The organism is Nocardia alni, from assembly GCF_019038435.1.
GTDB classification, from domain to species: Bacteria; Actinomycetota; Actinomycetes; order Mycobacteriales; family Mycobacteriaceae; genus Nocardia; species Nocardia alni.
In genome coordinates this window covers 29,963-56,309 of sequence record NZ_JAGPOX010000054.1, presented here as the reverse complement: position 1 = coordinate 56,309, position 26,347 = coordinate 29,963, and the positions used below count along the sequence as shown (strand labels likewise).

Sequence of the window (26,347 nt, the reverse complement as noted above, 5' to 3'; positions counted from 1 at the left end):
CGCCCGGCCCCGATCCCGCGACCCGCCCCCGCGCCTGGCGGTGCGAGTGTGCAGAAGGTGGTGTGGCTGACCTCGAAATGGGTCTCGCTGTGGATCACCTCGCCGTCGATGGGAACCCCCGTCCAGGTGCAGCTGCTGCTGCCGCGGGATTGGTACACCCGCCCGGACATGCGCTTCCCGCAGATGATCATGCTGGACGGCCTGCGCGCCACGGACGACTACAGCGGCTGGACCCACGACGCCGACGCGGTCGACTTCTATGCCGACAAGGACGCGCTGGTGGTCCTGCCGATCGGCGGCGAGTCCAGCTTCTACTCGGACTGGGCGAAGCCGGACAACGGCAAGACCTACAAGTGGGAGACCTTCCTCACCAAGGAGCTCTCGCCGCTGCTGGAGAGCCAGTGGCGCGCCACGAACGCGCGTGGCGCGGAAGGTCTTTCCATGGGCGGCACCGCCGCGATGTTCCTGGCCGGGCGCAATCCGGGCTGGGTCAAGTACGCGGCCTCGTACTCGGGCTTCCTGACCACCACCACCCTCGGCATGCCGCAGGCCATCATGTTCGCGATGCGCGATGCCGGCGGCTTCGACTCCAACAACATGTGGGGACCGCCGACGAGCCCGGAATGGGCCGCGCACGACCCGTATTCGCTGGCCGACAAGCTGCGGGGCGTCAGCATGTACGTCTCCGCGGGTGCGGGCACCACGGGGGCGTTCGACAAGGCGACCGACATCCCGGGTGTGAGCACGAACGTCGCGGGTATGGGTCTCGAGATCCTGTCCCGGCTGACGACTCAGAATTTCGTCAGCAAACTCGAGAAGCTGGCGATTCCGGTGACAGCGGAGTTCCGGCCCTCGGGCACCCACTCGTGGCCGTACTGGGATTTCGAGATGCGTCAGTCCTGGCCGCAGGCCGCGGCCGCGCTCGGACTGAACCCCAGCGCGCCCGCCTGCAAGGCCGCCGGCGCGGTCGCCGGTGTGGTGCGAGCGGGTAAATGGCTGGGCGACTGCGTGGGTGGCGAGTACCAGGTGACCGGCGGCTCGGCGCAGGACTTCCATGGCGGACAGGTCTTCTGGTCGCAGGCGACCGGTGCGCATCCGGTGGCCGGCGCGATCGGCGGCACCTATCAGGCGACCGTGGGACCGGGGGGGCCGCTGGGCCTTCCGGTCTCCGACGAACGCGCCACGCCGGACGGACACGGCCGGTTCCAGGCATTCCGCAACGGCGTGATCTATTGGACCCCGCAGACCGGCGCCCAGATGGTGCGCGGTGCGATCCTGGACCAGTGGGGTAAACAGGGCTTCGAGCGCGGTCCGGCCGGATATCCGACCGGGGCCGAGTTGAAGACGCCGAACCGGGACGGCGTTGTTCAGGGCTTCCAGAACGGCCCGATCTATTTCAGCGAGAAGTCCGGCGCCCATCGGATACAGGGCCTCATACTCGGCAAATACGCGCAGCTCGGCTTCGAGAACAGCTGGCTGGGCTTCCCCGTCGCCGAGGAGCAGCCGCTGGCGAACCTCGGGCGCATGAGCCGGTTCGAGGGCGGCAACATCTATTGGAGCCCGCTGTCGGGCGCCTGGGCGGTGCGGGGCGGTCCGATCATGGACGCCTGGGCGAGGCAGGGCTTCGAGGGCGGCAGGCTCGGCTATCCGATCAGCGACGAGTTCCCGGTGCCCGGAGGGGTCCAGCAGAATTTCCAGACCGGATTCATCCTGATCCGCAACGGCAAGCCCGAAGTGCACGGATTGTAGGGTCTCCCGGCGCACGCCGGCGCAGTCTCCGACCCCCTCCGCGCCGTATCCCGCTAGCCTGGACGGCGACCTCACACCCCGGATTAGATCGAGGATACGAATTCATGCTTCGGACCCGTGGAACGGCAACCGGCGTGGCCCGGCGTGGCGCGGCAGCGAGCGTGGCGGTCGCGGCCGCCTCCGTGCTGCTGCTGAGCGCCTGTGGCCACAATGACTCGACGGCGTCGAGCACGCCCACGCTGGCGACCTCGACCACGACCGCCGCACCCAGCACCACGGCTCCGGCGTCCACTACCGCCGCCGCCACGACCACCGCCGCCCACAGCACCTCGAACCGCGCCGCGCCCGCCGCGCCCCCGCCGAACGAGCAGCCGGTGCAGGTCACGCCCACTCCCGAGCAGATCCAGCTGACCGCGAAGGATCACGCGTTCCTGGACAACCTGAAACAGCGCGGCATCACCGTGTCGGATCCGCAGACGGCGTTGGCGGCGGCGGCGTACGTCTGCCAGGCCCAGGCCGGGCACGTCTCCCCGCAGGAGATCCAGACCTACGTGGATGCGATGGCCGGTCAGGACCCGGCCTACGACCAGCAGAAGATGCCGATCGATCAGCTCGGTCAGAACTACATCGATGCCTCTACCCAGTTCTTCTGCCCCAAGTGACGCCGCGACGTAACGGCTTCCCCCGGGCCGGCCGCCGCGAGTGGGGTGGTCGCCGCCGTCGCCGGGGTATGGGCTGTCTGACATTCCTGGCGGTCGTCGCGGTGATCGTCGTCGTGGTGATCCTGCTGTGGTATCTGCTGGCCGGATTGCTGCGCCTGCCCAAGCCGGCCCCGCCCAGGCCGGGCCCGCCGAGTTCGCAGCCCGCCTCCTGCCCGGATGTGCAGCTGCTGGCGATCCCGGGCACCTGGGAGTCCGATGCCAACGACGACCCGCACAATCCGACGTTCAATTCCAAGGCGCTGTTGCTCAACGTCACCAACCCGGTGCGTCAGCAGTTCCCGACCAGCCGCGTGGACGTCTACACCGTGCCGTACGTCGCGCAGTTCTCCAATCCGATCGCGTTGCCGCCCGACGGGCAGGCGTCGTACAACGACAGCCGCTCCCAGGGCACCGAGCGCGCGATGGACGAGTTGACCTCGATGTACAAGAACTGCCCGCTGACCAGCTATGTGATCGCCGGATTCTCCCAGGGCGCGGTCATCGCGGGCGATATCGCCGCCGATATCGGCGCGGGCAAGGGCCCGGTCCCGGCAAGTCAGGTGCTGGGTGTGACGCTGATCGCCGACGGTCGTCGTATTCCGGGGCCCGGACAGGCGATCGAGGTCGGGCCCACGCCACCGGGTATCGGTGCGGAGGTGGCGCTGAAGGGCCTGAGTGTGCCCGGCATCACGATGACCGGTGCGCGCCCGGGCTTCGGCGGGCTGGCCGGCCGCGTCTACACCATGTGCCAGCGGGGCGATCTGATCTGCGCCGCCCCCGATCAGGCGCTGAGTCCGGCCAATCTCATCCCGAGCGTGCTGACCCTGGTTCGCGCGGCCGGGAATCCGATTCACAGTCTGTACGCCTCGTACGTTGTCGATGAGAACAACGAGGCCACCGCCACACAGTGGACCGCGAACTGGGCCGAAGGACTGATCAACCATGCGCCGCGTCCGCCGCATTCGTGACCGACCACGAGAGAACCCAAGGTTGGCTCCACAGCATGTAAAGTGCACCTCTGATTCCCGTCCCCACCACGGTGGGCGAAGGGTTACTGTCCAGTATTACCCTCGACACATCGGTCGAGAATGTGACGCTGATCAAGGAGGCAGCCGGTGAGCGTTTCGCCGACATCGAACTGAGGTGGGATGTCGGTGATACCCCTGCTACGAGACGGTCATGCTCCACAGGGTGCCGTGAGGTTCGCTCTGTAACATGTCTCTGGTTTGAACACATCTAGCCGATAGGTGGTCACCGCGCAGACCGCCAGAAAAGCTGCAGGCAGGCTCGTGCACGACGGAGCGGCCGCGGGCGTAAGAGAGTCGGGGTCTCACAGGTAACGGCGGCCAGGTCGCCGTGCTGCGTGTGCCTCGGAGGAGAAGGAATGACGGACGAGACTTTCGACGACTACCTGGACGACGACGGGAACATCAAACTTCCCGAGGGCCGTACTCTGGTCGACTACGTCGAGAAGCACACTCGCAATGACGCAAACACGCTTGCCTACCGGTACATCGACTACTCACGCGAGCGCGACGGTGAGTACCAGGACCTGACCTGGAAGGAGTTCGGCATCCGGCTGCGCGCGGTCGCCGCGCGTCTGCAACAGGTGACCAAGCCGGGCGATCGGGTGGCGATCCTCGCGCCACAGGGTCTGGACTATGTCATCTCCTTCTTCGCCGCGATCTACGCCGGCTGCATCTCGGTTCCGCTGTTCGATCCGGACGAGCCGGGCCACTCCGACCGGTTGCACGCGGTGCTGGCCGACAGCGCGCCCTCGGCGATCCTGACGGCGAGCTCCTCCGCCGCCGGGGTGCGCCAGCTGTTCCGTGCGCTGCCCGCCGCCAAGCGCCCGCGCATCATCGCGGTGGACGCCGTGCCCGACTCCCTCGGGGAGAAATGGGTGGCGCCCGTGGTCAGCGTCGACGATATCGCGTACCTGCAGTACACCTCGGGATCGACGCGCACTCCGGCGGGTGTGGAAATCACGCACCGCGCAGCGGGCACCAACCTGCTGCAGATGGTCAACGCGATCAACCTGGACGAGAATTCGCGCGGGGTCACCTGGCTGCCGCTGTTCCACGACATGGGCCTGCTGTGTGTGATCCTGCCCGCGATCGGCGGCAAGTACATCACGATCATGTCGCCGAGCGCGTTCGTGCGCCGGCCCTACCGCTGGATCAAGGAGCTGGCCGCGGTCTCCGACGGCGCGGGCACCTTCGCCGCCGCGCCGAACTTCGCGTTCGAGCACGCGGCCGCGCGCGGGCTGCCGCGCAACGGCGAGTCGCTGGATCTGTCCAATGTCATCGGCCTGATCAACGGCAGTGAGCCGGTGACCACCTCGTCGATGAAGAAGTTCAACGACGCGTTCGCCCCGTACGGTCTGCCCAAGACCGCCATCAAGCCCTGCTACGGCATGGCCGAGGCGACCCTGTTCGTCTCGGCCACCCGGCACGAGGACGAGGCCAAGGTCGTCTACGTGGACCGCGACGAGCTCAACGCCGGTCGCGTCGTCCGCCTCGAGAAGGGTGCGCCGAATTCCATCCCGCAGGTCAGCTGCGGCTACGTCGCGCTGTCGCAGTGGGCCGCGATCGTCGACGGCGATTCCATCGACAGCCCCGAGGGCGCCCGCGAGCTGCCCGAGGGCCGGGTGGGCGAGATCTGGTTGCACGGCCAGAACATCGGCATCGGCTACTGGGGCCGCGAGGACGAGACCCGCAAGACCTTCAAGAACCAGCTGGTACACCGGCAGGCCGAGGACAGCCACGCCGAGGGCGCCGCGTCGGACGCGATCTGGCTGCGCACCGGCGACTATGGCGTGTACATCGAGGGCGAGCTGTACATCACCGGCCGGGTCAAGGACCTGGTGATCGTGGACGGCCGCAACCACTACCCGCAGGACCTCGAGTTCTCCGCGCAGGAGGCTTCGAACGCGTTGCGTCCGGGCTTCATCGCCGCCTTCTCGGTTCCGGCCAATCAGCTGCCCCCCGAGGTGTTCGAGACCGGCAGCCACTCGGGCATCGAGTACGACGCCGAGGACTCCTCGGAGCAGCTGGTCATCGTCGCCGAGCGGGGTCCGGGCGCGGGCAAGGCCGACGCGATGCCGATCGCCGACTCGGTGCGTGGAGCCCTGTCACAGCGGCACGGTGTTACGGTTCGCGACGTACTGTTGGTACCCGCGGGTTCCATACCCCGCACCTCCAGCGGCAAGATCGCTCGCCGCGCCTGCAAGGCCGCGTATCTGGAGGGCACACTGCGTGGTGGTTACACGCAGATGGCTTTCCCCGATGCACCCGATGAAGAGTGACATGACGGCTATCCCGGCCGTCATCCCCTGCACCCCCGGACACAGGTAGCTTGAGGATTGATGGCTGATAACTCCGCCCAGAACCAAGCGGGCACCGAGACGACCGAGACCGCCGCCGTGGACGCGGGGTCGACCAACGGCGAAACCGCTGGATCCGCCGACGCCGCCGTAGCGCGGCAGGACGGCGCGGCCGCGGGGGCATCGACGGACATGTCGGTGGCCGAGCTGCGAGAGTGGTTGCGGCGCTGGGTCGCCGAGGCGACCGGCCAGCCGATCGATCAGATCACCGTGGACCGGCCGATGGAGGAATTCGGCCTGGCCTCGCGCGACGCCATCGCCCTCGGCGGGGATATCGAGGAACTGACCGGGGTGATGCTGAACGCGACGATCGTGTACCAGCATCCGACCATCGGCTCGCTGGCGGAACGAATCATCAACGGGGAGCAGGACATCCCCGAGGAACAGACCGACGATTCGTTCTACACCGCCGGGCACGATCCGGGCCTGGCGCACGATATCGCGATCGTCGGTCTGTCGACGCGACTGCCCGGGGCGGGGGATACGCCCGAGTCGACCTGGGAATTCCTGATCAACGGCGGCGACGGCATCCGTGAGCTGCCCGAGGGCCGGTGGTCGGAGTTCACCGCCGATCCGCAGATCGCCGAGGCCGTCGAGGCGGCCAACACCAAGGGCGGCTACCTGGATCAGGAGGTCGTCAAGGGTTTCGACGCGGAGTTCTTCGCCATGTCGCCGGTCGAGGTGGCGCGGGTGGATCCGCAGCAGCGGCTGATGCTGGAGCTGACCTGGGAGGCGCTGGAGCACGCGCGGATTCCCGCGAACGAGCTCAAGGGTGAGTCGGTCGGCGTGTACATCGGCAGCTCGACCAACGACTTCATGATGGTCGCGCTGCTGGGCGCGGGCAATCCCGATCCCGACGCGCCCGCCTCGGCCGACGCGTACGCGATCACCGGCGCCTCGACGGCGATCATCGCCAACCGCGTCTCCTACTTCTACGACTTCCGCGGGCCCTCGGTCACGATCGACACCGCCTGCTCCTCGACGCTGGTCGCGGTGCATCAGGCCGTGCGCGATCTGCGGTCGGGCGAGGCGGATGTCGCCCTCGCCGGCGGGGTGAACATGCTGCTCGCGCCCGTGGCCTCGCTGGGCTTCGACGCCATCGGCGCGTTCGCCAAGGACGGTCGTATCAAGGCGTTCTCGTCCGATGCCGACGGCATGATCCGCTCCGACGGCGGCGGTCTGGTGGTGCTCAAGCGCCTGGCCGACGCCGAGCGCGACGGCGACACGATCTACGGCGTCATCAAGGGCACCGCGGTCAACAACGACGGCCGCTCCAACGGTCTGCTCGCCCCCAACCCGGACGCGCAGGCCGACGTGCTGCGCCGCGCCTACCGGGACGCCGGAATCGTGCCCTCCACGGTCGATTTCGTCGAGGCGCACGGCACCGGGACCCCGATCGGCGACCCGATCGAGGCGAATGCGCTGGGGCGCGTCATCGGCCGCGGGCGCGACGCCGACAAACCCGCGCTGCTGGGTTCGGTCAAGAGCAACTTCGGCCACATGGAGTCCGCCGCGGGCGCGGCCAGCCTGGCCAAGGTGATCATGTCGTTGCGGCACAACGTCATCGCGCCGAACATCGGATACGCCGGGCCGAGCCCGTACATCCCGTTCGACGACGTGCATCTGAAGGTCGTCGACGCCCCGACCGAATTCCCGCGCTACAGCGGTAAGGCCACGATCGGCGTGTCCGGCTTCGGCTTCGGCGGCACCAACGCGCACGTGGTCGTTCAGGAGTACGTGCCCGCCGCGGCAGAGCCGGCCGTTCCGGAGGCAGGCGCCGCAACGGATCTGGACGACGAGAGCACCGACGTCGTCTCGGACGCCGAGGCGCTTCTCGCGAAAACCGATGAGCCGCAAGAGATCGCCGAATGGACCCAGGAGCGCACCGAGCCGCTGCCGGTGATCCTGCCGGTCTCGGCCTATCTGCCCTCGCGCCGCCGCCGCGCGGCACAGGACCTGGTCGAGTGGCTGGAATCCGATGCGGGACGCGATGTTCCGCTGACGGACGTGGCGCGGTCGCTGGCCAAGCGCAACCACGGCCGCTCGCGCGGCGTCGTCGTGGCGACCACCCGTGAGGAGGCGATCGCCGGCCTGCGCGCGCTGGCCACGGGCAAGCCCGGTCCGGGCGTGTTCACCGCCGACGCGCCCGCCGCGAAGGACGCCATGTGGGTGCTGTCGGGCTTCGGATCGCATCACCGCAAGATGGGTAAGCAGCTCTACCTGGAGAATTCGATCTTCGCCCGCATCATCGACCAGGTCGACGAGCTGGTGCAGGACGAGGCCGGATATTCGGTCCGCGAGATGATGCTGGACGACGCCGAGGATTGGGATATCGGCACCTCGCAGGTCGGGGTGTTCGCGATCCAGGTCGGCATCGCGGCGCTGCTGCGCGCGCACGGCGCCGAGCCGGGCGCGGTGGTCGGCCATTCGCAGGGCGAGGCCGCGGGCGCGTACATCTCGGGCGGCCTGCCGCTCGAGGACGCCGTGCGGGTCATCTGCGCGCGCTCGCGCCTGATGAAGGAGGGCGACGAGATGTTGCCCGACGAAGACGTGCGCAATATGGCGCTGGTGGAGCTCAGCGCCGAGGATGTCGAGGCGCTGCTGCCGGAATTCCCGGATATCGAGGTGGCGGTGTACGCCGCGCCCACCAACACCGTGATCGGCGGCCCGCCGGATCAGGTGCACGCGATCGCCGCGCGCGTGGAGGCCGCGGGCAAGTTCTCGCGCGTGCTGCAGACCCGCGGCGCGGGCCACACCTCGCAGATGGATCCGCTGCTGGGTGAGCTGGCCGCCGAGCTGGCCGGCATCGAACCCACCAGGCTGACGGTGGACCTGTACTCCACCGTGCACAAGGCCGCGGTCTATCGCGCCGGTCACGATCCGGTGCACGACGTGGACTACTGGGTGACCAACATGCGCCACTCGGTGTACTTCACCAACGCGGTGCGTCAGGCCGTGGACACCGGAATCACCACCTTCCTGGAGCTGGCGCCCAATTCCATTGCGCTGATGCAGGTTCTGGGCACCACGTTCGCGGCGGGCGTGCACAACGCGGCGCTGGTCCCCACGCTCAAGCGCAAGGAGGACGAGGCCGGGGGCATCATCTCCGCGCTGGCCCAGCTGTACGTGCAGGGCCACGCGGTCGATCTGTCCTCGCTGCTGACCCCGGGCGTGTACGCCGATATTCCGCGAACCGCCTTCCTGCGCAAGGAATACTGGCCCAAGGTCAGCGTCGTCAGCGGCTCCGGCAGCGGCCGGGCGCCGGGTGCGCACGTCGCGATGCCGGACGGCCGGCACGCCTGGGAGGTGCAGGCCTCGGCCGTCACCGATCCGGCCGCGCTGGTGCAAGCCGCTGCGGCACAGGTGCTTTCGGACGTCGCGCTCGGCGCGACCGTGACGCATGCGGCGGTGCCCGCGTCCGGGACGCTGACCACCACGCTGACCCCGCATCTGGGCGGCGGTTCGGTGCAGGTGCATGCCAAGGAGGGCAACGCGTTCCGGCTGTTGTTCGAGGCGGTCGTCACCGCCGCGACCACCGTCCAGCCCGCGGCGCTGCCGCAAGCCGTTGCGACCCCGGCTGTTCCGGTCGAGCAGGACGTAGCGGCCGCGCCGGAGGTCCTCGCCGAATTCAGTGAGCGCTGGGATCCCGAAAGCACCGAGACCGTCGAGAAGCGCCTGGCGAACATCGTCGCGGAATCCATGGGCTATTCCGTGGAGGATCTGCCGATGGAGATCCCGCTCATGGAGCTGGGCCTGGATTCGCTGATGGCGATGCGCATCAAGAACCGCGTGGAATACGAGTTCGACATTCCGCAGCTACAGATTCAGGCCGTGCGCGATGCCAGCCTGCACGAGGTCGCCAAGGTGCTGCACTACGCCATCGACCACCGTGACGAGATGCTGGAGATGGCGCAGAAGCAGGCCGAAGAGGGCGGAACCCTCGCCGTGGACGATGAATTCATCGCCGCGGCCCGTGCCGCGGTGGCGACGGGTCAGGACCCGGCCGCCGTGGTGCAGGCGAAGATCGACGACAAGCCTGCCGAACCGGTTGCCGGTGAGCCGAAGTCCGCTGCCGCCGAGGCCGATTCGACCAACGCCCTGGGCGTCGACGCGGCGGCCATAGCCAAGGCCGCCGAGGAGGACATTCCCCCGCGCGACGGCGCCGAGCGGCTGACCTACGCGACCTGGGCGACCATCACCGGCAAGTCCCCGGGCGGCATCTTCAACGCCCTGCCCGCCCTGAACGAGGCGACAGCGCAGAAGCTGGCCGAGCGGCTGAGCGAGCGGATCGGCGCGCCGATCGATGCGAAGCAGGTACTCGACTGCACGACCATCGAGCAGCTGGCCGACATCGTGCGCGAGAATCAGGACAGCGCCGGAGAGCTGGACGGTTTCGTGCGCACCCTGCGTGCTCCCGCCGCGGGCTCGAAGGCGTTGCCGGTCTTCGTCTTCCACCCCTCGGGCGGCAATACGCTGGTATACGAGCCGCTGCTCAAGCGCCTGCCCGCCGAAACCCCGATGTACGGGTTCGAGCGCATCGAGGGATCTATCGAGGATCGTGCCCTCGAGTACGCCGACAAGATCCGCGAGCTGCATCCGGACGGGCCGTACGTGCTGTACGGCTGGTCTCTCGGCGCGGTATTCGCATTGGGTGTCGCCCAGGTCATGCGCGCGGCGGGTGACGACGTGCGTATCGTCGGCCTGATCGATCTGGCCGTTCCGGTCGAGCCCGAGGACAACAGCGTGGCGGGCCGCCGCGCCCGCATCGAGCGCTTCCAGGCCTTCGCTCAGAAGACCTATGGCATCCAGGGCGAACTGGACGACGAGACGATGCAGGAGCTGGCCGAGGCCTCGGACGAGGAGCAGCTCCAGATCATCACGGAGATGATGAAGTTCGCCGACGTCAAGATCCCGGGCGGTGTGATCGAGCATCAGCGCACCTCCTGGCTGGACAGCCGGGACCTGGAGAAGACTCGGCCCTCGCACTACGAGGGTGACGCCGTGCTGTACCTGGCCGACCGGTACCACGACGGCATCATCGAGATCGATCCCCGATATGCCGATCGCCTGCCCGACGGCGGCTGGGACGGCTACATTCCGAACCTGGAGATCATCCCCATCCCGGGTGATCACCTGCAGATTATCGACGAACCGCGAATCGCCGTCATCGGCGCCGATCTCACCGAGAAGCTGGCGGCGATCGCAAAGGGAGAGCAGTGAGTACGACCGCCGAGAGACTTGCCGATCTACGCAAGAAACTCGAACTCGCCCAGGAACCCGCGGGCGAGGCAGGTGTGGCCAAGCGGGCCAAGAAGGGCATTCCGTCGGCGCGCGAGCGGATCGACATGCTGTTGGATCCCGGTACGTTCGTCGAGATCGGCGCGCTGATGCGCAATCCGGCGGTCAAGGATTCGCTCTACGGCGACGGTGTGGTCGTCGGCCATGGCTTGGTCGACGGTCGGCCGGTGACGGTGTTCTCGCACGATCAGACCGTGTATGGCGGTTCGGTGGGCGAGATCTTCGGCCGTAAGGTGGCCGCCGCGCTGAAGTATGCGGCGAAGGTCGGCTGCCCGATCGTCGGCATCCAGGATTCGGGCGGCGCTCGTGTCCAGGAGGCAGTGGTCTCGCTGGCCTGGTACGCCAATTTGGCACTGCTGACCGAGCCGCTGTCGGGCATGGTGCCGCAGATCTCGATCATGTTGGGGAACTGTGCCGGTGGCGCGGTTTATCAGCCGATCAACACCGACGTGGTGGTCGCGGTCGAGAGCGCCCACATGTTCGTCACGGGCCCGAAGGTGCTCAAGGAGGTGACCGGGGAGGATATCAGCCTCGAGGAGCTGGGCGGGGCGTATAGCCAGGCCGAGTACGGCAATATTCACCATGTCGCCAAGGATGAGCGGGCGGCCTTCGACTGGGTGCGACACTATCTGAGCTTCATGCCGCTGAGCTGCCAGGACACACCGCCTATCATCAATCCGGGTCTGGAGCCGGAGATGACAGACAGCGACCGAGAACTCAATGCCATCGTTCCGGACTCCGACAATGCCGGATACGACATGCATGAGATCCTGCTGCGCATTTTCGACGACGGCGACTTCCACGAGTACGGCGCCGCCCAGGCCAAGAACATCATCTGCGGTTTCGCCCGCGTCGACGGGCGCAGTGTGGGCGTGATCGCGAATCAGCCGCTGGTGTACGCGGGTTCGCTGGATGCCCGGGCCTCCGACAAGGGCTCGCACTTCGTCCGGCTGTGCGACGCGTTCGATCTGCCGCTGGTTTACGTGGTCGACACGCCGGGCTTCATGCCGGGTGTGGAAGAGGAGAAGAGCGGCGTTATCAAGCGCGGTGGTCGGATGCTGTTCGCGTTTGTCGAGGCCACCGTGCCGAAGGTAACCGTGGTGGTACGCAAATCGTACGGCGGCGCTTATGCGGCGATGGGTTCCAAGCAACTCGGCGCCGATGTGAACCTGGCCTGGCCGACGGCCCGCATCGCGGTCATGGGCGCGGAGAGCGCGGTAAGCCTGATCGGCGGTAAGCAGATCGCCATGGCCCCGGAGGATCAGCGCGACGCGATGCGCAAGCAGATGATCGAGTTCTACAACGACACCGTGGCCACGCCGTGGGTCGCCGCCGAACGCGGCTACATCGACGCGGTCATCGAGCCGGCCACAACCCGCTTGGAGATCCGTCGCGCCATGCGCCTGCTGCGCGACAAGCAGCTCAACCGCAACCCTCGCAAACACCACCTCCTGCCCCTGTAGATCCCCGAGCGCCTCGGACCGCGGACCTGTCCGCGATCCGAGGTGAACTGGCGGTGAACGGAGTGTCTTTGTCGGATTCGATGGGTCGAACAGCCGGTATGTGAGAGCCTTCAGCTATGGGTAGCGCACCGAAGGCCGTATTGGAAGGCGGGCCGACCGACCTGCCGCAACGCATCGTTCCGATCACTCCGCCGGGAGTCGAACTGCGAGTGCAGTTCAACGGCGGCTACGAGCGCTTCAAGGTGACCCCTCGCTGGCAGGACACCAGCCAGGGCAACCTCCCGGTTTACGAATGGGTCGCCCGCGTCGAGTGAAGATCTGCTGCACCGAAACAGCCTCGGCGAAACCGGAGGGGCGGCGCGACATCTCGCGCCGCCCCTCCGGTTTCGTCGTGTGACTCAATACAACCGCATCCTGCCCGGACTCCAGAGCCCCGAGCGGGCGGCAGTGCCGGTGTTGATGTCCGAAGGGGTGGCGTCGGGGTAGTAGCGGTCGTAACGCTCGAGGGAACCCCAGTCCCGGGCCCAGTCGTCCTTCAGATAGGTGGGGACGGTGGTGGAACTCGCGAGCATCTGGGTGAAGCCCAGCGGGCCGCCGAATTCCTCTGCCTGCCAGGTGTCGGTCGAGCTGACCGCGAGGGGCCGGTCCGGCAGGATGCGGTAGTTCGGCATGGTGGCCACGCCGTACCGGTGCAGGAACGGTTGCTGGCAGGGGAACTGCAGGCCCACGGCCCAGTCCTCCAGGACCGGCTGGGTGGCACCCAGGAAGGTGTTGAGCGTCTGGAGTTTCGGCACCCGTGGCGGGGTGAACGCCAGCCACTGGTCGCCGATCAGCACCCGGCGGTCGGCGACGATGCGTACGACGTCGGCGTCGGGTGCGATCTTGTCCATCGGGATGCGCAGGTTGCGCCACGACGGGGCCGGGCCGATATCGCGCGGCACATAACTGCCCTCGGACCGCACGGTGCCGTCGTGCTGACGCTTACCGTATTCGAGCAGCAGATTCTGGCCGTACTGCAGCGCGCCGGTCTCGTCGAAGGACAGGATCCGCCCGGCCGCGGTGATCACGATCAGAGGCGACTGCGGTGAGCGGGCCGGGAGTTGATACCAGCTCGAGGTCAGATGCGCCTGGGTCTGCAGCCCTGCCTGGTAGCTGCCCATGATCGGGGTCGTATTCGGGTCCAGGCCGAACGGCAGCGCGACGGTGCTGCCGTTGACGCCCGGATGAGTGATCGAACCGCCGCCCGTGCCCGCGCTCTGCCCCTTGGCGAAGCTCGCGCCGACGGACTGGGTGGAGGTATTGCCGCTGCCCGGCTTCACCTCGACCGCATCGGCCTCGAGATCCGAGGGCACCCCGTTCGGGTCGAAGCCGGTCGAATCCGTGCCCGCGAGCGGGCCGCCCTTGGCAGACGGATGGGCCGGATCGGTGATCGGCCGCAGGCGTCCGCCGTTGGAATTCGGTTCCACCAGAACGTCGTTGGCCAGCCCGCAGCTGTTGCCGCCGACAGCGTCGGCGTTGGACCGGGCCAGCGAATATCCCGGATACTGCGAATACGCGCCCTTGACCAGCGAGAGCACCTCGAACAGCACCATCAGCGCCGCGACAACGGTCAGCGGGATCGCGGCGAACCTGCGTATGCGCCTGCCGCGCACCGACTTCGCGCTCGCCTGTGGTCTCGCATAGCCCTCGCGCAGCAGTTGCCAGCCCACGAGCAGCACAGCCAGGACGAACAGCACCAGCACGATGGTGTTCGACTTGATGCCGTGCACCTGCACCTGTTTGTCGAACCACGGCACGCCGTAGCTGGACACGTACCAGTAGCCGTTCGTGCCCGAGAACGACAGCGCGAGCACGAACAGCAACGCGGCCAGGAAGATCGAGCGGTTCTTGCGCGAGCGCAGCGCCGTGGCCGAGACCGCCACCGCGGTCACCGCCGCCAGTGAGCCCGCGATGCCGGCGTACGCGCCGAAGTGGTGGGTCCACTTGGTGGGGTTGAACATCATCAGGAAGATCGTCCCGAACACCACGCCCAGCAGACGCCAGGTCGGCGCGCTGGCGATGCCCGGCACCCGGACCCGGCGCAGCAGCACCAGCATCGTGGTGACCAGGCACAGGATCATGATCAGGAAGGCGAACCGGCGCGAGACCGAGCCGTCCACGGTCTGCACGAACAGGTAGTAGTACCGCAGATAGTCCTCGTACCACGCCAGATTCGGCCCGGCCGCTTGACGAACCCGGTCGGCCTCCTGAATTCCGGCGAAGGTCTGCGAGGCGTAGACGACGGTGAGCACCAGGAATCCGGCCGCGGCGAGCGGCGCGAGCAGCGGCAGGACCGAGCCCGGGAACGAGCGGCCCCAGCGCGACCGCGACGCCGCGGCCAGCACCCGGCGGCGGCGCACCACGATCCGCACCAGTGGGCGAATTCCCGCCAGCAGCGCGGCGATACAGTTCAGTCCGGTCGGCGCGGCGGCCAGGGTGAACGCCGCCGCGACGATCGCGACAGCGGCGGGGACCAGGCGTCCGGTCGCGATGGCGCGTTCGATCGATACCCAGGTCAGCAGCACGCCGAGCGCGACGATCGGCTCCGAGCGCAGACCGTTGTCATAGGGCAGCCAGAACGCCAGGAACACCAGGCCGCCGGTCCACAGCGCGACCTTCGAGGTACGCACACCCCGGCCCAGCCGCGGCACCACCTCGCGGCTGATGACCATCCAGCACAGGATCGCGCACAGCGTGGCCGGGATGCGCACCCACGGACTGGCGGTGGAGATGTGCGCGAAGGCCTGGATCGTGTCGTAGTACCAGCCGAACGGTGCCTCCGGCACGCCGTACCAGCGGAAGTAGTTGGCCAGATAGCCCGCGTGCGGCGCGACCCGAACCATGGTCAGGATATAGCCGTCGTCGGAGGTGTTGGCGCCCACGAAATGCCACACCACCAGGGTGCCGATGACGGCCGCGTCCGCCCAGGTCGGCCGCAGCCAGCGTGCGGGCAGGAATCGGCGGTGCCCGCGCCCGTCGCTGGTGTCCAGCCGGGCCAGGGCGCCCAGCGCGATGAGGGTGCACAACCACGCCGCGACCGTGGCGACCACCTTGGTCACGCTCGGATGCGAGGTGAACCGGGAATCGACGGTCATATGAAACGACAGCCCGGCCGGGGCGCGTCCCTTCAGATCGGAGAACACGCCCACCACCTGCGGCCGCAGATCCCCGACCTGCGTGCCCTCCACCGGCACGGTCGCCTTGTGCGTCGTCCCGTCCGCCGCCGGCTCATCGATCTGGGTGGTCAGGCCCTCGAAGGAGGCGGTGGTGTGCGCGGCGTCGGAGACGATCCGGATGGCGCCGCACCCGCCGAGCGCGGACCGCTTCGCCGACGTCACGATGGCGTTGCGGTTCACCACGTCCACCGTATCGGCGGTGACGCGCACGAACATCGCCTCGAGCGCGGCCCGCTCACCCTGCGGCGGCGCGGTTTCCAGGACCATCGAGCCGGGCGGCAGCTTCGCCACTGCCGCGCACGGGATGCTCGCCCGCAGATCCACCGGGACCTGCGACATCAGCGGCGCCTCGACATTGCCCAGCACCCCGTGCTGCGGCCAGTTCACCTCGGCGGTGGTCTGGTTCACCGGCAGGAACGGCGTCGCGAGCGCGAACAGCGCGCCCAGCAGGCCCGCGATCATGGCGATCGTGCGGGCCGTGCGGAAATCACGGGACGTCGCAGGGGCGACGGACCTCGGCTCTGTCAAGACAGCGGTTGTGGCGGCGGACACGGTTGGTGATGTTATCGCCTGTGACCGGTTCTGCCGCGGTTCACTGCCGGGCCTTGATCGGCGCGTCCTTGGCCCAGCCCCACCGGTTGCGGACGGTGACGCCGAGCGTGGCCGGGCGGGCATCCGGGACATACGGGGTGAACCTTTCCAGCTCACCCCAGTCCCGTTCCCAATCGTGGTCGAGGTAGGTGGGCACGGTGTCGGCCTTCAGCAGCACCTCGGTCCAGCCGAGCGGTCCGCCGCCGATCGCGTCCTGCCAGGCGTTGGAGGCGTCCGAGCCGACCCGGTCGGGCAGGATGCGCCACTCGGGCGTCTCGGCGACGCCGTCCTTGTGCTCGAAGGGGCGCTGGCAGGGGAAGGCGAGTCCGACGTGCCAGTCCTCCAGCACCGGATCGGTCTGACCGACAACCGAATTCAGGGTGGCCAGCCGCGGCAGGCGCGGCGGGGTGACCGCGAGCCATTGGCGGGTGGTCAGGTCGTCCGCGGCCGCGACGATCCGCACGGCGTTGGTTCGCGCCGGAATGCGGTCCAGCGGGACTCGCATATCGCGCCAGGAGGGTGCGCCGCCGATGTCCAGGGGCATGAAGTCACCGAGCGGGGTCACGGTGCCGTCCGCGTCGCGGTGCGCGAACTCCACCCGCAGCTTCTGGCCGTAGGTGAGCACGCCGTCCTCGTCGACCGACTGGATCCGCCCGGCGGCGGTCACGACCAGGACCTTGTAGGCCGGATTCCCTTGGGCCGCGGCCAGATCCAGCCGATACCACTGGGAGGTCAGGTGAGCCGGCTGCTTGCCGCCGCTGGTGTAGCTGCCCATGACCGGCGTGCGGGCCGGATCCAGGCCGAACGGCAGCGCGACGGTGCTGCCGTTGACCCCCGGACGCTCGATCGAACCGCCGCCGGTTCCGGCGGCGGTGGTGCGGCTGGTCGTGTTCTGGTTGTCGCCGCTGACGGAGTTGGCGCCGCCCTGGGTGGTCTCCTGGGCGTCGGCGGTCAGGTCGCTCGCGACGCCGTCCGGGGTGAATCCGACGCTGTCCGCGGCCAATCCGCCTGCGGCCGAACCGCTGTAGGGCTGTAGCAGCGAATCGGCCGTATTCGTCTCCACCAGAACGTCATCGGCCAGGGCGCACGTCTTCCCTTCCAGCGCGCGCAGATTCGACTCCGCGATGGAGTAGGCGGGGTACTGCGTGATCGCCCCCTTCGCCAGCGAGGCGACCTCGAACAGCACCATCGCGGCCGCCGCGATCGTCAGGGGTTCGATCGCGAACCTGTCGAAGCGCGACCGCGGCGAGCCGCGAAAATCCTTCTGCCCACCGGTCTTCCGGTACGGCTCGCGGTAGTACTGGAAGGCCGTGAGCAGCAGGCACAGCACCGCCAAGCCCAGGAAGGCCGTGGACAAGCCCTTGCCCAGGAGCAGCGGAGACTTGTCGAACCAGGGCACGCCGTAGCTGGACACGTACCACCAGCCGTTGGACCCGGTGAAGGTGACCGCGAGCAGGAAGAACACACCCGCGGCGAACAGCGAGCGGTTGTAGGGCGCGCGAATGCCGTTGACTCCCACCGCGACCGCGGTCAACGCGGCCACCGAACCGGCCAGTCCGGCATACACGCCGAAGTGGTGCGTCCACTTGGTGGGCGTGAACATCATCAGCAGCAGCGACATGAACACGATGCCCTGGATGCGTGCCGCCGGGCCGCGCGAGGTCCCCGGGATCCGGCCGTTCTTGCGCAGCATGACCAGGACGCATACCGCCAGGCACAGCAGCATGCCCAGGATGCCGAAGCGGCGAGACAGCGATCCGTCCGGCGACAGGGACAGCAGCGCGTCCCAGCGGGTCCGCTCGTCGAACCAGGCCACGTTCGGCCCGATGATCCGGCGCACCCGGGTGGCCTCCATGACCGCGGCCAGCGTCTGGTCGGCGAACACCACCACCAGCACCAGAACTCCGGCGGCGACGCCCGGCGCGAGCAGTGAGCCGTACCGCAGGATGGCCGACTCCTCGCCACGACCCGCACCCGTCGTTCCGGCGTGCGGCCGGCCGGATTGCGCCGGGCGATCCCGGCCGGCCGCATGCCGGGATGACGAAGCGGGTCGTGCGCGTTTGATGATGACCTGCAGCACCGGACGTGATCCGGCGATCATCGCGGCGATGCAGATGAGCCCGGTCGGCCCGGCCGCCAGCGAGAACGCGGCGATCAGCACGCCGATCGCGGCGGGCAGCAGCCGCGCGGTGGCGATGGACCGCTCGATCGAGGCCCAGGTGAGCAGCGCGCCCAGGGCGATCAGCGGTTCGGGGCGCAGGCCGTTGTCGTAGGGCAGCCAGGCGGCCAGGAAGATCAGGCCCCCGGTCCACCGCGCCACCCGGTCGCGCCGCACGCGGGCGCCCAGGCGCGGCAGTACCTCGCGGCTGAGCACCATCCAGCACAGCAGACCGGCCAGCAGGGAGGGCAGGCGCATCCAGGGACTCGAGTCGCTGACCCGGGTCATCCAGGACAGCACCTCGTACGGCCAGCCGAACGGCGCCTCGGCCACCCCGAACCAGCGGTAGTAATTGGACATGTAGCCCGAATGCGTGGCCGTGCGGGCCATATTCAGGATGTAGCCGTCGTCGGAGGTGTTCGCGCCGATGATGTGCCACAGCACCAGCGTGCCGAGCACCACCGCGTCGGCCAGGGTGAACCGCCACCAGTGCGGCGGCAGGACGCGCCGGGGGCGGCGGCCGTCGGAGGTGTCGATCAGGTGCAGGGCGATCAGCGCGAGCACGGTGAACAGCACCGCGAGCACGGTCACGACGGTCTTCAGCAGGGTCGGGGAGGAGGAGAAGCGCGAGTCGACACTCGCGTGCAGGTGTACGTCACCGAGTTGGGCGCGGGTCAGATCGGTGAATACGCCGACGATCTGGGGGCGCACATCCCCGGTCACGGTGTCGGTGAACGGCGTGCCGTCCTGGCGATGAACGCCGGTCAGCGTGGCGGTCGTCGAGGTCACCACGGAATCGAGGATGAGTTCGTCACAGTCGCCGACCTCCGCGATCGGGGCCGACAGCAGCGGGATCTCCCGTTGTAGCACCAGCAGGTTGGGTCCGGCGCCGGGATCGTCGGTCACCCGGACGAGCAGGCCCCTGGCCTGCGCGGCGGGCGCCTGCGCGGGCACCGTGGACAGTACGGTCGCGCCGGCGGGGGCCTTCTCGCCGGTCGTCGAGGGATGAGCCGTCGCCGGTTCGGCCGCTGCCACGGTGGCGGCCGCCCGGATCGCCGCGCACGGCAGCGAAAGGTGCACTCGTAGCGGCACGTACGACACGAGGGGCGCGTTCACCTGGACCGATTGCGGCTGCGGCCAGTCCAGCGTCGTGCGGTCCTGCCGGACCGGCAGTAGCGGCGTGATCACCGCGAGCAGCGTTGCCAGAACACCCGAGACGAGGGCGACCAAGCGGATACGGGAGAGCCCGGGGGAGTCAGCGCGCACGACTAGGGATGCTAAAGCGTCGGGGTCGACTGCAAGCGCAAGCTCGCATGATTGCGGCGGGGGAGTGGCCGGCCCGACCGCTCGGCCGCGACGCCCTACGATCGGTCTCGGATGGGCCGGGCTGTTAGGGGATCGGGGAGTTATCCACAGAAAATCCGGTTTTCCACAAGGTTATGCACAGGCCGGTCGGGCTGTGTGCATGATCGAGGTGTCCTGCCCTGCCATCGTCAGTGCCGTACCACCAGCGTGAACGGCCCTATGGTCGTCGCGGTGAAGTGCGGATCCTCGAACAGCGACTTGGGAAATGTGACGGTATAGCGGCGCACGTTCGGATCGTTCGGATACACGTCCGAGGCCAGGCGCAGCGTATAGCCGTCCCCGCTGCTGCGGAACAGGAAGGCGTCCGGCGCGCGCCACGGGCAGTGCTCGAGCGCGTCGACCAGGTCGGCCGGGGTTTTGAGCCCGGTCCAGCGCTTGATCTCGGCGGCGCGGGCCGGGAACAGGGCCAAGGGATTGGCGTAGTGCGGGGTCAGCGCCTGGAAGCCGTAGTACGGGTAGTAGGACAGGAAGCTGGTGTCCGCGGTCAGCACCACGGTCCGATCGCGCGGACGAGCGGTCTGCGCGAGCAATGTGGCGTCGAGCTGCCGGTAGTAGGACACCGCGGAGGGGCTGCGCTGATCCGCGCGTACACCGTTGCCGTCGGTATCGGTGTACGCCGTGGTGATCTCGGTGCTCAGCACGTTGGGGATGTTCTGGGTGAACGCCAGCGCGCCGATGATCCCGACCGCGACGACCACCGCGCGCAACCGTCGCGGCTCGTTCAATGCCTGGTAGACCGCCCGCGCACCCTCGGCGAAGCCGAAGACTCCCGCCGCGGCCAGCAGCACCTGCAGGATCGGATCCAGCCGGAACGCCAGCAACGTGGTGCCGGCCACCGTGATCGTCATCGACAGCAGCGACCACAGGTAGATGGCCACCACCGCGATCCCCAGGCCCTGCGCCCGCCGCGAACTGCTCGCCCGCAACACCAGCCAGATCGTGCCGATCAGGCACAGCACGCCCAGCAGCGAGAATTGGAACATCGGGAACGGCAGCTGCGATCCGTTCTCCGGGAGATAGTGCTGCGAGACGTTCGAGCCGTGTGTCGTCAGCGATTTCGCGAGGTACGGGCCATAGGTGAGCAGGCCGAGCACCCCGGCGAGCACACCCATCACGATCAGCCGTCCCAGGATCGGCCACAGTGTTCCGAGTACCGAGGCCCGCGCAGGCCCTCCGGCGGCCCGGCGCTGCCACAGCTGCACGAGCCAGGCCACGAGCGCCATCAGGCAGACGGCGAACACCGCTATGCCGAAGAACAGGGTGTAGCACATCGCGGAGAGGCCCAGGAACAGTCCGACCCCGATCGCCGCACCCCAACCGCCCGCCGTGGCCGCATCGCGTTCGGGCCGGTACAGCGCACCCCAGGCCAGCACCATCGCCGGGGCGAACAGCACCACCAGCACCGAGCTGTACGCCTCGGGCGAGGCATAGGCCACCGTCACCGCGGTGGTCGCCGCGGCCACCGCGACGGCCCAGTCGGCGCGAATCAGCTTGGACCACAACACCAGTGCGAGCACCGCGGCGATCGACAGCGAGACGATCGCCCACGGCTTGAATGCCTCCCAGCCGGGCATCCCCAGCAGATGCGCGACCCGTCCGCCGAGCCAGAACCATCCGGCCGGATAGTAGGGCGGCAGATCCGCATAGGTCATATCGTGCAGCGCCGCGGAATCGGTGAGGCGGGTCAGGTACGCCGTCCGGAACTCCTGATCCACCGAGATCCCGAACAGATACAGCTTCGTCGCCGCCAGCGGCATGCCCAGCGTGACCGTCACGAATCCCGAGATCCCGGCCCAGGACAGCACCTTCGCCAGCCAGGGCCAGCGGTGCAGCCGCATCAACAGGACGGCCGCGAACAGCACCACCGCCGCCGCCACCTGACCGACGGTGGTGATCGCCCGAGTCACATTGGAGGCGTTGAACGCGGGCCAGTGCACCGTCGAGAACGCCTCCAGCCCGACCACGGCGACGCCGCCCGCGACGATCGCCGCGAGCACCGCCTCACCGAGACCATCGCCCATCCGCCGGACAAGTACTCGCACGCCGCCTCCGGATTCCGCTATTCGGTTACCTGGACCGTAAACCGTGGGTCAGCCTAACCGCGCGCCGTGACGGCGGCCGATGTGGTCCGCCGGTGTCGATTGCGTCTCAATGCCTCGATTGGTAGCATCTGAATTCCTACCGAAAGTAGCATTGGGGGTGTGAAGTTGAGTGTCAGTCTCTCTGTACAGGATGTCGCGCTACTCGACGAGGTAGTCCGGGAGCAGGGGTTGGCGTCCCGATCGGCGGCGGTGCAGCAGGCGATCGCGCTGCTGCGGCAGGCCGGGCTGTCGGACGCCTACGCGGCCGCATGGTCGGAATGGGATTCCTCGCACGACGCGGATCTGTGGGATGCCACAGTCGGCGACGGGCTCGGGTGATGCGACGGGGTGAGATCTGGTTGGTCGATCTCGAACCGGTCCGCGGGTCCGAATCGAACAAGCGCCGCCCGGCGGTCATCGTGAGCAACGACTACGCCAACGAGACTGCCCGGCGACTGGGTCGCGGTGTGGTCACCGTCGTTCCAGTGACCAGTAAGACCGGTCGTGTCTATCCGTTCCAGGTCGTCCTCGATCAGGACGTGCCCGGGATTCGCGTCGAGTCGAAGGCGCAGGCCGAACAGGTCCGCTCGGTATCGGTCGACCGCCTGGGACCCCGGATGGGCGCGCTGCCGCCAGCGGTCATGGATGCCCTCGATCGAGCATTGCGCCTGCATCTGAGTCTCTGACGGGGCGATAACGATATCGGCGATGGCCCCGGACCGCACGGTCCGGGGCCATCGCCGTCGACTCGAGGACTAGATGGGGAGTCTGCGGAAGATCGCGCGGGGGATATGGCGCAGCACGATCATCACGTAACGGAACGTGCCGGGGGCCCAGACCAGGTCCTTGCCCTGCTGGGCGGCCGACACCGCGAGGGTGGCGATATCCTCCTTGTCGACCGTCAGCGGGGCTTCCTTGACGTGCGCGGAGAAGCGGGTGCGGACCATGCCGGGGCGGATCACCAGTACGCGCGGGCCGTGTGAGCGCAGCGCCTCGCCCAGGCCCAGGTAGAAGCCGTCCAGTCCGGCCTTGGTGGAGCCGTAGACGAAGTTGCTGCGGCGCACCCGCTCACCGGCCACCGAGGACATCACGATGATCCGGCCGAAGCCCTGGGCCTTCATCTTCTCGGCCAGCAGCACGCCGACCGAGACCGAGGCGGTGTAGTTGACCTGCGCGACCCGCACGGCCTTGCGCTGGTTCTGCCACAACTCCTCGGGATCGCCGTCCAGGGCGAAGGCCACGATGGCCACGTCCACATCGCCCGAGGCCCACGCCGCGTCGATGACCTTGGCATGGCCGTCGGTGTCCAGGGCGTCGAAGTCGACCACCTCGACGGAGGAAGCTCCGGCTGCCTCCATCTGGGTCACCGCGTCCGCGCGCAGCGGATCGTCGGGCAGCGCCGCCAGCACGATCCTGGCCGGACCCTTCTTCAGATACTCGGTGCAGATCGCCAGCCCGATTTCCGAGGTGCCGCCCAGGAGCAGAATCGTCTGCGGGTTGCCTACGGCGTTGATCACTGCAGCTCCAGCCTTCTCGCCATATCGGACATGAAAACGCCTGTGGGATCGACGCTCCGGCGGATCTTGATCCACTCGTCGATCCGGGGGTACATCTTGTGGAAGGTCTCCGCGCTGGTGCGGGAGTCCTTCGCGGTGTAGAGGCGGCCGCCGAACTCCACGACGCGGCGGTCCAGATCGGTGACCAGTTCGTTCAGGCCCGGCCGAATCGGGAAGTCGCAGCAGATGTTCCAGCCGGGCATCGGGAAGCTCAGCGGCGCCTGATTACCCGGGCCGAACAGCTTGAAGACGTTCAGCGCCGAAATGTGCCCGGACGCCTGGATATCGATGATGATCTGCTTGAATTCCTCGACCGCCTCGGTCGGCACCACGAACTGGTACTGCAGGAAGCCGGCCGGACCGTAGGCGCGATTCCACTCCGCGACCATGTCCAGCGGGTGATAGAACTGCGTCAGATTCTGGATCTTGCCGGTGTAATCCCCGCCCATGGCGTAGTACGCCTCGCCTACCGCGCCGAGGGTCAGGCGATTGGCGGTGAAGCTGGGGAAGATGTTCGGGACGGTGAGCAGCTGGGGCGCATCGAATTTCAGCGGATTGCGCTGCTTCTTCGCCGGGAGCTCGTCGAGTTTCGCCAGCCGACCGCGAGTGATCGTGGCACGGCCCAGTTTCGGCAGCGGATTCATCACGTCGAACCACGCGCTCGAGTACGTGTAGTTCGCTTCGCTGCCGTCGCTGTGCGCGGCGATGGTCTCCTCCAGCGAGCTGGTCTTGACGCCGTCGTTGATGAAATAGGCCGTCTCGGTCGGGATCATCTCGACGGTCACGCGCAGGATGATGCCGGTCAGCCCGTTGCCGCCGACGGTGGCCCAGAACAGCTTGGCGTTCTTCTTGGGCCCGATCGTCTGCACCTTGCCGTCGGCGGTGAGCAGATCGATCGAGCGCACGTGATTACCGAACGAGCCCTCGCTGTGGTGGTTCTTGCCGTGAATGTCGGAGGCGATCGCGCCGCCGACGGTCACCTGACGGGTGCCCGGCAACACCGGAACCCACAGGCCGAACGGCAAGGCCGCCTTCATCAGCTGATCGAGGCTCACCCCCGCGTCCACATCGACCAGGCGGGTGTCCTGGTCGATGCGATGGATGCGGTGCAGGGCGGTCATATCGATCACCAGGCCGCCCGCGTTCTGCGCGTGATCGCCGTAGGAGCGGCCCAGGCCGCGCGCGATGACGCCGCGGCGTAGATGCGCGGGCTTGGCGTCGTTGTCCTCCGCGACCATGGCGACCGCCTGGGCGATCAGCTCCGGGTCGGTGGTGGAGAGCACTTCCGAGGTGGTGGCCGCGGTGCGACCCCAACCGGTCAGGCGTCGGGTCTGCGTGGGCAGCGGCTGCGGTTCGTGCGACCCTGCGCTGCCGTTCTCCGGTGCGCCGCCGTCGCTCGGGGTCGCTGCCGGACCCGCGGCGGTGGAGGTCTGAGCTTTCGTGGACATCGGCATAGAGGCTACAGGTATCGCCGAAACTTGGTCCGGGAGTGACCGGCGCATCACCGGACTTGGAATCGACGTCACAGTGTGCGGAGGGTTTACCGGAGCCCTATCCGAATGCCGTTCACCGGGGGATCAGCACATTTCGACGCGGGACCGGTGGGCTCGGGATGTCCGGGCCGCTACGCTCGTGCCCGTGACCGCGCAACCTCATCTTCCCCTGCCGCCCGAGCTGCCCCTGGTGGACGAGCCCGGCGGCACGGATGTGGATCTGACGACGCAGATCATCCGGTTCGTGCTGACCGGTGTGCTGTCGGCGGTCGTGGACTTCGGGCTCTACCTGGTGCTGTGGAAGGGGCTGGGGCTCGAGCGCGACATCGCCAAGGCGTGCAGCTTCATCGTCGGCACGACCACCGCGTACCTGATCAACCGGCGCTGGACGTTCAAGGCCGAACCCAGCCGCAGCCGGTTCATCGCGGTGGTGGTGCTCTACGCGATCACCTTTGCCGCCCAGGTCGGCATCAACGCGGCGCTGAACGTGAGCTTGCCCGCGATGAAGGTGCACGTCGGAGGGCATTCGGTGGCCTTGGCGGTGCTGGTGGCGTTCGTGATCGCCCAGGGTGTGGCCACCGTCATCAACTTCATCGTGCAGCGCGCGGTGATCTTCAAGATTCGCTGAGCTCACCCCCTACACGGTATCCACCAGGCACTGCCGCTCGGCCTTCGCGGCGAAGTAGTCCCCACCCTTGGCGCGGGTGTCGTCCGAACCCCACTGCCGGGCCTCGCGCGGGGCCGGGATCAGGTGCGGAATGTGTTTTCGGCAGTGGATGTAGGCCTCCTCGATGGCGACCACCACCCACAGGGCCGCGGATCGCCCGCGCTGCGACTCGGGCAGGTCCGGGACCGAGGTGCGCAGCGAATCGTCCTCGACGATGCGGGCCGGGCCGTTGATGTGCAGGCCGATGAGGTCGCGGCTGAAGTCGATCAGCATGATCCCGACGTGCGGGTTCTCCAGGAGGTTGCCGAGGCTCGCCATGACGCCGTTGCCGCGGTATTCGGGATAGGCGATCGTGCGCTCGTCGATGATGTGCAGGAAGCCGGGCCGGCCGGCGCGGAAGCTGGCGTCGCATTCGCCGTGCCGGTCCGCGGTGGCGATGAAGGCCATATCCATGCGGCGGACGAATTCGATCATCCGGGTGTTGAGCCTGTCCAGTACCTGATCATCGTAGAAGCGGTCGGCCCGTTCCCGGGTGCCCGAGCGCTCCTGTAATTCTCGCTCGCCGTCGCTGCCGTGAAACTTGCGGGGCATTGGTCGCCCTCTCGCGTAGCTGAGGTTCGCATAC

16 protein-coding genes are annotated in these 26,347 nt (G+C 68.0%); 10 read left to right on the top strand and 6 right to left on the bottom strand.

What is annotated here, in order from left to right:
• The 7 genes from JZ791_RS21340 to JZ791_RS21310 all read left to right on the top strand — a co-directional run.
• Positions 1 to 1,749 (top strand): alpha/beta hydrolase-fold protein (locus JZ791_RS21340; RefSeq protein WP_216896934.1); only part of this gene is annotated, 1,749 nt, incomplete at its 5' end.
• A 104-nt stretch (positions 1,750 to 1,853) separates the two neighbouring features.
• On the top strand, positions 1,854 to 2,411 hold the full coding sequence (locus JZ791_RS21335; protein WP_216896933.1) for a DUF732 domain-containing protein: 558 nt from the start codon (positions 1,854 to 1,856) through the stop codon (positions 2,409 to 2,411).
• A 68-nt stretch (positions 2,412 to 2,479) separates the two neighbouring features.
• Positions 2,480 to 3,418, top strand: a complete 939-nt coding sequence (locus JZ791_RS21330) for a cutinase family protein (protein ID WP_216896944.1) — start codon at positions 2,480 to 2,482, stop codon at positions 3,416 to 3,418.
• A 416-nt stretch (positions 3,419 to 3,834) separates the two neighbouring features.
• Positions 3,835 to 5,757, top strand: coding sequence for a long-chain-fatty-acid--AMP ligase FadD32 (fadD32, locus tag JZ791_RS21325; protein WP_216896932.1), 1,923 nt, complete (start codon positions 3,835 to 3,837; stop codon positions 5,755 to 5,757).
• A 60-nt stretch (positions 5,758 to 5,817) separates the two neighbouring features.
• Positions 5,818 to 11,055, top strand: coding sequence for a polyketide synthase Pks13 (gene pks13, locus JZ791_RS21320; protein ID WP_216896931.1), 5,238 nt, complete (start codon positions 5,818 to 5,820; stop codon positions 11,053 to 11,055).
• Positions 11,052 to 12,596: an acyl-CoA carboxylase subunit beta gene (locus JZ791_RS21315; protein WP_216896930.1), complete on the top strand. Its 1,545-nt coding sequence runs from the start codon at positions 11,052 to 11,054 to the stop codon at positions 12,594 to 12,596. Before pks13 ends, JZ791_RS21315 begins: the two co-directional genes overlap by 4 nt.
• A gap of 116 nt (positions 12,597 to 12,712) precedes the next feature.
• A complete protein-coding gene (locus JZ791_RS21310) occupies positions 12,713 to 12,910 on the top strand; it encodes a DUF5988 family protein (RefSeq protein ID WP_216896929.1) in 198 nt (65 codons plus the stop codon).
• A gap of 84 nt (positions 12,911 to 12,994) precedes the next feature.
• On the opposite strand, the gene JZ791_RS21305 is transcribed toward JZ791_RS21310, so the two are convergent.
• The 3 genes from JZ791_RS21305 to JZ791_RS21295 all read right to left on the bottom strand — a co-directional run bounded on the left by JZ791_RS21305 (position 12,995) and on the right by JZ791_RS21295 (position 21,946).
• Complete coding sequence (locus JZ791_RS21305) at positions 12,995 to 16,363, bottom strand: arabinosyltransferase domain-containing protein (protein ID WP_438804550.1); 3,369 nt, start codon at positions 16,361 to 16,363, stop codon at positions 12,995 to 12,997.
• A gap of 40 nt (positions 16,364 to 16,403) precedes the next feature.
• Complete coding sequence (locus JZ791_RS21300; RefSeq protein WP_308163019.1) at positions 16,404 to 19,826, bottom strand: arabinosyltransferase domain-containing protein; 3,423 nt, start codon at positions 19,824 to 19,826, stop codon at positions 16,404 to 16,406.
• Between the two features lie 227 nt (positions 19,827 to 20,053).
• Entirely contained in the window at positions 20,054 to 21,946 is a 1,893-nt protein-coding gene (locus JZ791_RS21295; protein ID WP_216896941.1) for a galactan 5-O-arabinofuranosyltransferase, read from the bottom strand.
• A 180-nt stretch (positions 21,947 to 22,126) separates the two neighbouring features.
• On the opposite strand from JZ791_RS21295, the gene JZ791_RS21290 reads away from it, so the two are divergent.
• Together JZ791_RS21290 and JZ791_RS21285 are read left to right on the top strand one after the other, a co-directional pair.
• Positions 22,127 to 22,345 carry a ribbon-helix-helix domain-containing protein gene (locus tag JZ791_RS21290; protein WP_216896928.1) on the top strand — a complete coding sequence of 73 codons (219 nt, stop codon included), beginning with the start codon at positions 22,127 to 22,129 and terminating at the stop codon, positions 22,343 to 22,345.
• On the top strand, positions 22,342 to 22,692 hold the full coding sequence (locus JZ791_RS21285) for a type II toxin-antitoxin system PemK/MazF family toxin (RefSeq protein ID WP_216896927.1): 351 nt from the start codon (positions 22,342 to 22,344) through the stop codon (positions 22,690 to 22,692). Before JZ791_RS21290 ends, JZ791_RS21285 begins: the two co-directional genes overlap by 4 nt.
• 69 nt (positions 22,693 to 22,761) lie before the next feature.
• Here JZ791_RS21285 and dprE2 read toward each other — a convergent pair whose 3' ends face one another.
• Positions 22,762 to 23,523: a decaprenylphospho-beta-D-erythro-pentofuranosid-2-ulose 2-reductase gene (gene dprE2 / locus JZ791_RS21280; protein WP_216896926.1), complete on the bottom strand. Its 762-nt coding sequence runs from the start codon at positions 23,521 to 23,523 to the stop codon at positions 22,762 to 22,764.
• Complete coding sequence (gene dprE1 / locus JZ791_RS21275) at positions 23,520 to 25,016, bottom strand: decaprenylphosphoryl-beta-D-ribose oxidase (RefSeq protein ID WP_216896925.1); 1,497 nt, start codon at positions 25,014 to 25,016, stop codon at positions 23,520 to 23,522. The genes dprE2 and dprE1 overlap by 4 nt, the downstream gene beginning before the upstream one ends.
• 178 nt (positions 25,017 to 25,194) lie before the next feature.
• Here dprE1 and JZ791_RS21270 point away from each other — a divergent pair, with 178 nt between their 5' ends.
• Positions 25,195 to 25,683, top strand: coding sequence for a GtrA family protein (locus JZ791_RS21270; protein WP_438804549.1), 489 nt, complete (start codon positions 25,195 to 25,197; stop codon positions 25,681 to 25,683).
• A gap of 9 nt (positions 25,684 to 25,692) precedes the next feature.
• On the opposite strand, the gene JZ791_RS21265 is transcribed toward JZ791_RS21270, so the two are convergent.
• Complete coding sequence (locus JZ791_RS21265; RefSeq protein ID WP_216896924.1) at positions 25,693 to 26,313, bottom strand: pyridoxamine 5'-phosphate oxidase family protein; 621 nt, start codon at positions 26,311 to 26,313, stop codon at positions 25,693 to 25,695.
• Positions 26,314 to 26,347 lie beyond the last annotated feature (34 nt).

What these genes read in the sequence shown, in the direction of transcription:
- JZ791_RS21265 (WP_216896924.1), bottom strand. Translation starts at nt 26,313, where the DNA reads ATGCCCCGCAAGTTTCACGGCAGCGACGGCGAGCGAGAATTACAGGAG.
- fadD32 (WP_216896932.1), top strand. Translation starts at nt 3,835, where the DNA reads ATGACGGACGAGACTTTCGACGACTACCTGGACGACGACGGGAACATC.
- JZ791_RS21310 (WP_216896929.1), top strand. Translation starts at nt 12,713, where the DNA reads ATGGGTAGCGCACCGAAGGCCGTATTGGAAGGCGGGCCGACCGACCTG.
- JZ791_RS21330 (WP_216896944.1), top strand. Translation starts at nt 2,480, where the DNA reads ATGGGCTGTCTGACATTCCTGGCGGTCGTCGCGGTGATCGTCGTCGTG.
- JZ791_RS21335 (WP_216896933.1), top strand. Translation starts at nt 1,854, where the DNA reads ATGCTTCGGACCCGTGGAACGGCAACCGGCGTGGCCCGGCGTGGCGCG.
- JZ791_RS21295 (WP_216896941.1), bottom strand. Translation starts at nt 21,946, where the DNA reads ATGGGCGATGGTCTCGGTGAGGCGGTGCTCGCGGCGATCGTCGCGGGC.
- dprE1 (WP_216896925.1), bottom strand. Translation starts at nt 25,016, where the DNA reads ATGCCGATGTCCACGAAAGCTCAGACCTCCACCGCCGCGGGTCCGGCA.
- pks13 (WP_216896931.1), top strand. Translation starts at nt 5,818, where the DNA reads ATGGCTGATAACTCCGCCCAGAACCAAGCGGGCACCGAGACGACCGAG.